Origin of the sequence: Alteromonas sp. IB21 (assembly GCF_016405965.1) — a bacterium.
Lineage (GTDB): Bacteria > Pseudomonadota > Gammaproteobacteria > Enterobacterales > Alteromonadaceae > Alteromonas.
Map to the genome: position 1 here is coordinate 1 of NZ_JAEFCD010000011.1, position 9297 is coordinate 9297.

Here is a 9297-nt window from a genome sequence, read left to right on the forward strand (position 1 = left end):
TTGAAGTTGTCATAAAGAAATCCTCTTTATGTCAACGTATTTCAGGACGGGACACTTTAATATAAAAAAGCAATTAAAATATTAACCTTTTGTCGACTGGTGCGATTTGGGAAAACATTTACATTAGATGACGGCTGTTTAGTTTTTCTAACCTGGTAGAGGCCATATGCGTTTTATCTTCATGTTTTCTATTTTCTTATTGTTACCGTTTTCAGTTTCATCTAAGGCAATTGACGTTGTAGTAGGGTGGAATAAGCCACCTTACGTTATTTCACAAGAGAACTCTGGTTTTGAAGTGGATGTAGTGCGCGCTATTCTTGCAGATATGGAGCACGACTTATCTCCCATTTACGTGCCATTTGGGCGAACAGCAAGATTCTTAGAAAACAATCTGACTGACGTTGGTTTAACACAAAATTCAGCGCATGTGCTTGATACGGCTATTTTGTCCGACCCTTATGTCGTCTATCAAAACGTAGCGGTGACCCGTGCGGATAGAAAGCTTGAAATAAACAGCATTGAAGATTTACGTGGCAAAAGCATTGTTGGGTTTCAAACGGCTAACGTTGTGCTTGGAGAAGTATTCCATAACATCGTCTCGGACCAAACTGCATACATGGAAATGGCAAGGCAGGATAGGCAGGTTGATATGTTGATGCGCGGCCATGTAGATGTGATCATACTCGACAGAAACATTTTTAACTACTTTAAGTCAAACAATAGGGCTTACTCGGACGATGAAATTGTCTTCCATGAGTTGTTCCCTGCCTCTTCATACAGTGCAGCCATTCCCGACCAGGAATTAAGAGTGGCATTCAATGACAGACTTCATATGCTTATTGAAAGCGGGGGGTATCAGCAGCTGCTAGATAAATACAAGCTCGATAATCTTCTTCACATGCTGCCACGTGTATCTGCACCATAAATACAGGTTTTAATGTATAGACAGTGAACTATTTCTGATACAAGGTATATGAAACTATCAGTACTTTGACGTCTGAAACTTGACGCTTTTATAAAGCGGTAATCATAGACACTGGAATTATCTGTTAAGGAAAGATTTATGTTGAAGCAGTGGTATTTACTGGTCACGGTTGTTGTTTGCTCGGCCTGTGTCTCTCATTCAACCCCTTCGGAAGCACAACAAGAAAAAACGCTTGAGCGTTATTTGGATATGCCTGCTTACCAGCAAGCCCAAGCGATTGCTAGCAAAGAGGTCACATCGGAGGCACTGGTTAAAGGCTACTTATCACGTGTTGAAAAGCTAGACAATCAAGTAAACAGCGTTCTTGCGTTAAATCCAAATGTATTAAACGAAGCACAGGCTATTGATAGACAAATAGCCAATAAGCAAGCGCTCGGCCCTTTAGCCGGTATCCCTATATTGTTAAAAGATAATATTGAAAGTGATGAAATGCCTACAACAGCAGGTTCGATGGCGCTTCTTAACAATAATACAGGTCGCGATGCGCCCATTGTGGCGAAGTTAAAAGCTGCTGGAGCTATTGTCCTAGGTAAAACCAACTTGTCTGAGTGGGCTAACTTTCGTTCAGAGTCTTCAATCAGCGGATGGAGCGCCGTCGGTGGACTTACTCGCAATCCTCATATACTAGCGCGAAGCGCGTGTGGTTCGTCGTCAGGCTCGGGCGCAGCAATGTCACTCCGTTTGGCGTCCCTCGCCGTGGGTACGGAAACTAACGGGTCGATTATCTGCCCAGCTTCAATTAATGGAGTGGTAGGTTTCAAACCGACCGTAGGCTTACTTTCTAGAACCCATATTATACCCATCTCATTTAGCCAGGACACCGCAGGGCCAATGACATCGAATGTGCACGATGCATGGTTGATGACCGCAATCATGGCGGGCGTTGATGCAAAAGATAACGCAACAAAAGACGCCCAACCCCATATTCCAAAGCTACCTTCCGCTACAATGCTGGCAACAGACTTAAAAGGTAAGAGAATAGGCGTGGTAAGGTACAGGCAAGGAGATAATCCACACGTTCTCGCCGTTTACGAAAAAGCGCTAGCGCAGCTTGAGGCATCAGGAGCAATCTTGGTGGATATTAGTGATTTTTCTCAGCCGGATTCTTTCTGGACCGATTCTTACAACGTCTTACTTAGCGAATTCCATCGCAGCATTAACGACTATTTGTCAGGGGCGCCGGCAGAGCTACCAGTAAAGAACCTTGCTGAGCTTATTGCGTTCAATAAAAAAACCAAGCGAGAGTTGGCGCTTTTTGACCAGGACATTTTTGAAAAGTCTTTGGCTTCAGCGACAATTGAAAGCGACGAATACAAAAAAGCACTTGGCCTTATTCAAGATACTGCGGGCAAAAATGGCATTGATGCACTGATGGCTAAACACAACGTTGAGATATTAGTGGCACCATCCAATAGTCCATCGTTTCTTATAGATGGCGTGTATGGAGACCACTCTCCGGTAGGTTTCATTGGTATCGGATATTTAGCGGCAATAGCAGGCTATCCTCACCTGACGGTACCGGCTGGACAAGTGAAAGACCTTCCTGTTGGTATCAGTTTCATTGGCGGTAAGTGGCAAGATGAACAGGTGCTGGAGGTAGGGCGCATATTTGAGGCGAAACACGGTTTCTTTATCAAGCCTGGGCTGCTGCCTACACGCTTTGACAACCCAAGGTTCAAGGGAATTGAAAACGGGCTAGATGCCGCTCTTTAAAACGCCCAATAAAAAAGCCCTTGATTTCAAATCAAGGGCTTTAACTTTTCGTAACGTTCGCTGTGAGATGCAGTCTTAGCCAGGTTTTTTCACCCAAGCACTACACCAGCCATCAGCATTAACCAGTTTGTTAGGGAAAATGTTACAAGGGCGGTATTGCTCGCCATCGGCGCCCTGCACGTACATGCAATTAGCGCATTTTGCACCTTCAACCGTCGAAGACGGTGTATAGTTTAATGCTTTCGCAGTTGGATCGTCGGCGCTAAGCTGTTCTTGAGCTTGTGCACGTAACGCAACGCCACCTAGCGTAAGACCGATAACTGTAGAGCCCGATAGCTTTAAGAAGTCACGGCGATTTACAGATTTCATAACATTCTCCTTAAGAGATAGAAACGATAATGATTCTTTTTTATTCAGTGCCTTAAACGCAAAAACCTGCCCAAAGAGGCAGGTTTTGTTTCATATCTTGATACTATCTCTTTTTGAAAAAAGATCGACCGAATTTTCGAATTTTCGGTTGATCCAGATTAAATAAACTTCAGAGTACAATGCCTATGAGACACACATAAGCAGTGTAGGTTCACTTTTTTGTTAGTGCGACATCTGGCTTAGCGTATGAGAACTGCGCTATTCGCTTTGTACTGTGATAGCTGTCTAAACCTGAAATACAAGCCGTCTTCGCTTGCTCAATGTCGACATACCCATCTTCATCAACAATGTCTTCTGGTATATAAAGTTCTTGAATCTCGCCAATTACCATTTCAGTCTCATTTAGTAAGGTAAAGTGCTGAGCAACCTTGAGCCCCATTTTAATATCGCTTTCTGCCACATAAGGGGCACTAAATGATTCGCTAAATTGAGGCGTTAAGCCTACGGCATCGAATTCGCTTTCATCTGTTGCATAGCGCGCTGATGTTTGATGCGCCTTGTCCACCCAGTCGGTAGATACATGATTTAATGTGTAAAACCCCTGCTGTTTAATATTGCTAAGGGTATCGCGCGTCACAGTGTGGGGACGCATTATCATACCAATTAGCGGAGGGTTTGCACCCACATGGACAATAGAACTAACGATTGCAAGATTGTTTGTCTTGCCGTCGGTCGTGCCCACTAAAGTGGCCGACTTAAACCCAGATAGACTGTTGATTAAATTAGCGCGATAGCGCTGTGCAAGGGCGTCAATATCGGTCCGAGTAAATTGTTTAGTCATTCTCTCTTTCAGCCTCAATCTGTATGTCGTCACCATGTTGATAGGTCGTCAGTTCAATAGGTTGGCAGCACACTTGGCAATCAAGCACCTGCACTTGCCCTACATCATTGACCTCATCTATCTCTACGTCGTTCGGTGCCATACAGTATGGGCAAGAAAAGCCCATAGAACGGGTTAAGCTCATAAAAGTTCGCCTTCGTAATCACAATTGCTGTTTGTTACGTAATGCAAAGAAGACTGGATTTACCCATTGTTAAAAGAAGCTAACGCTAAGAGACAAGGTTTGGTTGAGTCAAAAATAACACACATAAAGGTTGAGAAGTGACAAATAAAGTAGGCGAATGCCCTTGCTGCAAAAGAGAGACACGCCTTACGTTTCATCATTTGATCCCACGAAAAATGCACCGTCGTAACTTCTTTAAAAAGCATTTTACCAAATCGGAATTGCAAGCCGGTATTTATATTTGTAGACAGTGTCATAGTGGAGTCCATCGATTTTATGATGAGATGACCTTAGCCAAGCAGTTTTATACTTTGCCGCTTTTGCTTGAAGACGAACAACTAGCCACATTCTTTCGGTGGGTCGCGAAGCAGAGGGTGCGGGTATAAAGTGCGAATAGAGTAAGTAGAAGCTTGCGTAGGCGTTGTATTTAATTTGATTAAATGGGCTGTATAAATATACACTATCAAAGATTTCACAGCCAAAGATGTGCCATGCGAAAAGATTTACCGCCCCGTTATTATCTAACACACTTTCACGAGTTTCTTGGTTTTTTTGAGGGAGCGAACCGTGCTTTATTAAGTGATGAAGCTGCAACTTTTATAGAACGCTTCAAGGCCCTGGATGACGACAAGCAATGCATTGTAGTGAGAGCTGCTAATCGCAAATACGCGGTAATAGATAGGAGTCAGTTTAATTACAGTGAAGTTAGCACGCCGCAGCAGCAGATAGACTGGTTAAAGGTAAATGGTTGGTTTGGCGATCTGTCTCATGCTTCATTAAATGATATTGCGGGTGTATTAACTAAAGACGCACTGCTTGCGTTACTCGCCGAGTATGGTAGTACACAGGGTCTTTCATCATTGACCAAACCAAAGTTGGTCACAAGACTGAAAGAGCACATTTCAACCCACGGGTGGCCTGAGCAGTTTTCACTTGAAAGTTACTTAGTGTGTCTCTTTGATAGTGCACTTCGTTTTCTACTTTTTATTTATTTCGGCAACACCAAAAGCCGCCTGAACCAATTTTCTATGCGCGATCTTGGCGTAATGAGAACGCGCTCTGATTCTGTTACCGACACGGCCCGTTTTGATACCAAGGAAGACGCTCTAGCAGCATGGTTCTACGCTAACCACTACAGCCAGTTGGCGTTTTATAACGATGATATGCTGCTTGCGATTGCAGAGGCAGACTTTCCAGAAACAGAAGGCGTATCGGCAAGCTTTTATCGCGATCAATGTCTTTATGCGCTTGGACTCAAACTATTGGCAATAGACCGTCAAAAGGGGTTGGAGGTTCTGCAACAGGCACAAAGCGACAAAGCAAAGGAAAAGTGGTTAAGAGAAAGTTACAAAGACGGTAACGAGGATGGGGTAAAGCAGGCGCTTGAAGACATCATAGATAATCCCCAGTCGGATACACTGCTGGCTTTTGCTGAAGATTTTTATGCTCGCAAATATCATAAAAAGCGCACCAGTACGGTGACTGACATGCTTAGAAGCGCAAGCCGAACTCTTGATATTGATGTGAGCCAAAACCAGCAGGTAGAGCGAGGTGTTTTAGCCCACTATGCAAGGCAAGGTATTGTGGGGTGGCGCACAGAAAATCGTTTGTGGCGTAGTTTGTTTGGCCTTACTTTTTGGAAGCAGCTTTACGAAGAGGACACGCTGGTCACTGAATTTGATCGCAGACCGCTGTCGTTAAAGCAAAACAACTTTTATGCTAAGTTTGAACTCAGCATTGAGGACCTGTTGCGCAAACTCAATACTAAAGAAAAACTGCGTTTCCACCTTCATAAAATGGCGACCGAGCATTACGGCAAAGTGAACAGTCTGTTCATGTGGTCGAGCCATTTACTAACGCCCATAGAAGCACTGATAAAGCATGGTTCAATTGACGCAATTTACACCTTGCTACGAATGATGTGTAAAGACTTCGAAAACCTGCGAGACGGATTCCCCGACATTATGGTGTTCGATAACACCCTTCGCTTTGAAGAAATTAAGGCGCCTGGCGACCAACTTCGACGTAATCAACTCGTGTCTATCCAGCGTCTGCAGCAAGCGGGGTTTGACGTGGCTGTAACTACAGTTAATTGGATACGCGACCCTGCACAGCCTTATGTTGTAGTAGACATTGAAACAACGGGGGGAAATAACAGCTACAACCGCATTACGGAAATAGGTATGGTTAAGCTAGTGGCTGGACAGGAGGTAGACAGGTTCCAAACCCTTCTTAACCCACAGCGCCGTATCCCCAGCAATATTACTAGGCTTACCGGTATTTCAGATGACATGGTGGCTGACGCACCGCTGTTTGCTGAAGTAGCGGGCCATATTGCAAGTTTTACTCAGAATGCGGTGTTTGTTGCACACAACGTTAACTTTGATTATGGATTCATTAAACAAGAGTTTGCTCGATTAGAGCAATCGTTTAGAAGACCGAAAATGTGTACTGTGCGAGAGATGCGTCGAACTTACCCTGGCCTACCGTCCTATTCGTTAGCCAACTTGACCAAACATTTCCATATCGAAATGGAGCGGCATCACCGTGCGCTGAGTGATGCCGTAGCAGCGGCAGAGCTTTTAAAGCTAGCGTTTGAAAAAGACGATGAGACTATTATTGCTAACGTTAGTGAGTAATTTAGCGAGTAAGTTAGCAACACGGAATTTATCGTTTTTACTGAACGAAATCGTTCCTTATAGAGTAAATATTGAAGTTTAAAAGTACTTATTGAGATGTTTGAGATGGCACTTACTGAAGAGCAAGAATCACGAGTTATAGAAATGGCATGGGAAGACCGCACCCCATTTGAAGCTATTGAGCGTTTGTTTGGACTACCCGAGAAAGACGTAATAAAACTCATGCGTAAAAACCTTAAACAAAAAACCTTCAAAAACTGGCGTGAGAGAGTGTCAGGTAGGAAGACAAAGCACGCGAGCCTGCGACCGGAAGGCGTGGATAGAGGTTACTGCCCTTCTCAATACAAATATAAAGGTGCTAATAAGTAAATACCAAAAATCATGTTGTCACCCACCGCTCAGTGTTGTGGTGGGCTTGTCGGCTTATCAGCGCACGAAATTAATAGACCTTAGGTCACTTCTTGGACGGTGATATTGCAGAAATTGGCAAGAGAAAAGCGGTGAGCTGCTGTCGCAACGGCGTTGGGAATACGATGGTGTTGTCTGATAGCAAAATGCTTTTAGCGTGATGGACTTGGCGAAGGAGGTTCGAATAAGTATCGTTGTTATTTTGAATGTCTTCCACTTTTGTCATCATAAGCTCAATAAACTCTCCAGGCGCTAAATTATCTTGTTTCTTTATCTCAAGGGCTAACGCCTTTATGACGTAGGTTTCCCATTCTTTCCGATAGCTCTCGTGTAAACGTTCGGGGTAGAGCGCTAAGTCGGCGATATCTTGAGCGAGGTCGACAATGTCGAGAGGCTCATCAAACAACACCCTAAATGCAAGCAATGTTTCATCAGAAAGACGAGATACAGGTAACTGTTCTTTAAATTGAGCGTATCGGCTTGGCACAAACACACCTTGATGATTACAGGTAAACAATAGGTACATCAATAAGACAGCGTTAGCTCTCTCATTAGTCTAAAGTCTAATAAATCTGTTGCAGACTTTAAAGTGCGTGAAATTAAAAATAAGTAATCAAGCATAAATGAACCCCTAACTAGAGACGCCCGTAATCTACTATGCACTGTTAAAGTGTGTACGCGTTCTTGCTGTTTGGCCCATCGTTTGATGGGCCTTTTTTTATGCGAAGTTTGTCTTGTCATCATCCCTTGAAAGACAATTTGATGCCTGCTAATAATCGACTCACGCTATCAACAATGTCTGTTCTCACAAACCATTCAACATCATGTTCTTTCGAAAGAACACCACTGAATTCTAACGAACCTCCGTGGCCTGTACCTAGAAAGTCTTCTATGAGTTCGGCTCGCTCGCCGAAACGACTATCTATGTAAGAATAATAGGCGAAATACTCGATCGGATAGGAAGTGTTAAGAACACCTGTTGCAAACTCACCACTTGTCCCAACAACAAACTTAGCAGCGCTTTCATCCGTTCGCTGAACAAGTTCTACAAAGGCGGTATCTTCATCGTTAATTCGAAAGCGATATTCAGCCCGTACAAACGTTCCATTGAGCATTTTTTCAAAACTTGCTTCATAACTATGACGCTGCCCCATTTTTGCTGAGTACTCAATTTCAAAATAATCGTCTTCTTCGCCAATATTAAATGCTTCATTCGCCTGTGCATTGGCTAATTGCCCCATCACTATTTCAATGGCCGTATCGTTTTTGAGCTGTCGGACGTGTCGAACCCCCGTTATCCAGCCATCTTTAGAAAGTCCTGTAGATGAAACCCTGCCTTTGTAGGTTGGAATAACGCCAATCTCAGTCTTACCAAAGTCAGTTTTGTGTCTTACATATAGACGCCGCGGATAAAGGTAATCTGTGCTATCGCTTCCGAATGTATTGTGGCTAGAAGAAAAGTCTTCTCCGGTAACAATAAAGCTGTGAACGGACAGAGATGGCGAGAGTGCGATAGAGGGATAGTAACGCAAACGGTATTGCTCTCTGCTAGGCCTATTGGAGCGATCGTCATAGCGTATCTGCACATCAAGTTTGTGTGAAAACGATGGTGAAAACCCATTCGCGTAAGCGCTGTTTAACGCGCAAGACAAAAGCGGTGTGATAAGCAATATAAAAAAACGCACTCGTAGACTCTTAAGCAGGGAATTCATCTACGTTTATACATTAAATCCGGTTAATTGGGTAACGAGTTGGTATTGATGAAAAATAAAAAAAGCCGGCAGGGATGCCGGCACAAGTGGAGTGGGACTCCAATAAGAGTAATACCAGTCCGCATAGATAATTACCCACTCAGCGAGAGTTAAAATGTTCGTAATCGCGGCGTGTTACCGCAGGTATAGTGGTTCTACATCAAGGTGACACAACAAAGACTACGAACATTTTAAACTCGCCAGCGCCTTCTGAGTGGGCACTTATCTATGCGGATTGGTATAAGCACACAAAATTTCAAAACCTAGGGAGATGTCTTAAAACTTGTACGTAGTTTAGATTGATATTTTAAATAGTAAAATCGTTAAAAACTGATTGTGCTAATCGTAAAAATAGAACACGCTGAATA

At 43.5% G+C, this 9297-nt stretch carries 9 protein-coding genes; 4 read left to right on the forward strand and 5 right to left on the reverse strand.

Annotated elements, in window-relative coordinates; genetic code table 11:
* The first annotated feature begins 166 nt into the window (after window positions 1–166).
* Window positions 167–925 (forward strand): substrate-binding periplasmic protein, encoded by a 759-nt coding sequence (locus tag JC525_RS09250; protein WP_198815582.1) that lies wholly within the window; start codon window positions 167–169, stop codon window positions 923–925.
* Window positions 926–1063: 138 nt separating this feature from the next.
* Window positions 1064–2698, forward strand: a complete 1635-nt coding sequence (locus tag JC525_RS09255) for an amidase (protein ID WP_198815583.1) — start codon at window positions 1064–1066, stop codon at window positions 2696–2698.
* 75 nt (window positions 2699–2773) lie between these two features.
* On the opposite strand, the gene JC525_RS09260 is transcribed toward JC525_RS09255, so the two are convergent.
* The 3 genes from JC525_RS09260 to JC525_RS09270 all read right to left on the reverse strand — a co-directional run bounded on the left by JC525_RS09260 (window position 2774) and on the right by JC525_RS09270 (window position 4092).
* Window positions 2774–3067, reverse strand: coding sequence for a high-potential iron-sulfur protein (locus JC525_RS09260; protein WP_118491294.1), 294 nt, complete (start codon window positions 3065–3067; stop codon window positions 2774–2776).
* 211 nt (window positions 3068–3278) lie between these two features.
* Window positions 3279–3908: a flavin reductase family protein gene (locus JC525_RS09265; RefSeq protein ID WP_198815584.1), complete on the reverse strand. Its 630-nt coding sequence runs from the start codon at window positions 3906–3908 to the stop codon at window positions 3279–3281.
* Window positions 3901–4092: a CPXCG motif-containing cysteine-rich protein gene (locus tag JC525_RS09270; RefSeq protein WP_105932532.1), complete on the reverse strand. Its 192-nt coding sequence runs from the start codon at window positions 4090–4092 to the stop codon at window positions 3901–3903. Before JC525_RS09270 ends, JC525_RS09265 begins: the two co-directional genes overlap by 8 nt.
* Before the next feature lie 530 nt (window positions 4093–4622).
* On the opposite strand from JC525_RS09270, the gene JC525_RS09275 reads away from it, so the two are divergent.
* Both JC525_RS09275 and JC525_RS09280 read left to right on the forward strand, forming a co-directional pair.
* The gene (locus tag JC525_RS09275) at window positions 4623–6770 is read left to right on the forward strand and encodes an exonuclease domain-containing protein (RefSeq protein WP_198815585.1); all 2148 of its coding nucleotides are present in this window, start codon (window positions 4623–4625) and stop codon (window positions 6768–6770) included.
* Between the two features lie 105 nt (window positions 6771–6875).
* A complete protein-coding gene (locus JC525_RS09280) occupies window positions 6876–7139 on the forward strand; it encodes a TIGR03643 family protein (protein ID WP_105932719.1) in 264 nt (87 codons plus the stop codon).
* 85 nt (window positions 7140–7224) lie between these two features.
* Here JC525_RS09280 and JC525_RS09285 read toward each other — a convergent pair whose 3' ends face one another.
* Window positions 7225–7665, reverse strand: a complete 441-nt coding sequence (locus JC525_RS09285; RefSeq protein WP_198815586.1) for a hypothetical protein — start codon at window positions 7663–7665, stop codon at window positions 7225–7227.
* A 253-nt stretch (window positions 7666–7918) separates the two neighbouring features.
* A complete protein-coding gene (locus tag JC525_RS09290; protein WP_442859535.1) occupies window positions 7919–8890 on the reverse strand; it encodes a hypothetical protein in 972 nt (323 codons plus the stop codon).
* Between the last annotated feature and the right edge of the window lie 407 nt (window positions 8891–9297).

What these genes read in the sequence shown, in the direction of transcription:
- JC525_RS09280 (WP_105932719.1), top strand. Translation starts at nt 6,876, where the DNA reads ATGGCACTTACTGAAGAGCAAGAATCACGAGTTATAGAAATGGCATGG.
- JC525_RS09265 (WP_198815584.1), bottom strand. Translation starts at nt 3,908, where the DNA reads ATGACTAAACAATTTACTCGGACCGATATTGACGCCCTTGCACAGCGC.
- JC525_RS09270 (WP_105932532.1), bottom strand. Translation starts at nt 4,092, where the DNA reads ATGAGCTTAACCCGTTCTATGGGCTTTTCTTGCCCATACTGTATGGCA.
- JC525_RS09275 (WP_198815585.1), top strand. Translation starts at nt 4,623, where the DNA reads ATGCGAAAAGATTTACCGCCCCGTTATTATCTAACACACTTTCACGAG.
- JC525_RS09260 (WP_118491294.1), bottom strand. Translation starts at nt 3,067, where the DNA reads ATGAAATCTGTAAATCGCCGTGACTTCTTAAAGCTATCGGGCTCTACA.
- JC525_RS09255 (WP_198815583.1), top strand. Translation starts at nt 1,064, where the DNA reads ATGTTGAAGCAGTGGTATTTACTGGTCACGGTTGTTGTTTGCTCGGCC.
- JC525_RS09290 (WP_442859535.1), bottom strand. Translation starts at nt 8,890, where the DNA reads ATGAATTCCCTGCTTAAGAGTCTACGAGTGCGTTTTTTTATATTGCTT.
- JC525_RS09250 (WP_198815582.1), top strand. Translation starts at nt 167, where the DNA reads ATGCGTTTTATCTTCATGTTTTCTATTTTCTTATTGTTACCGTTTTCA.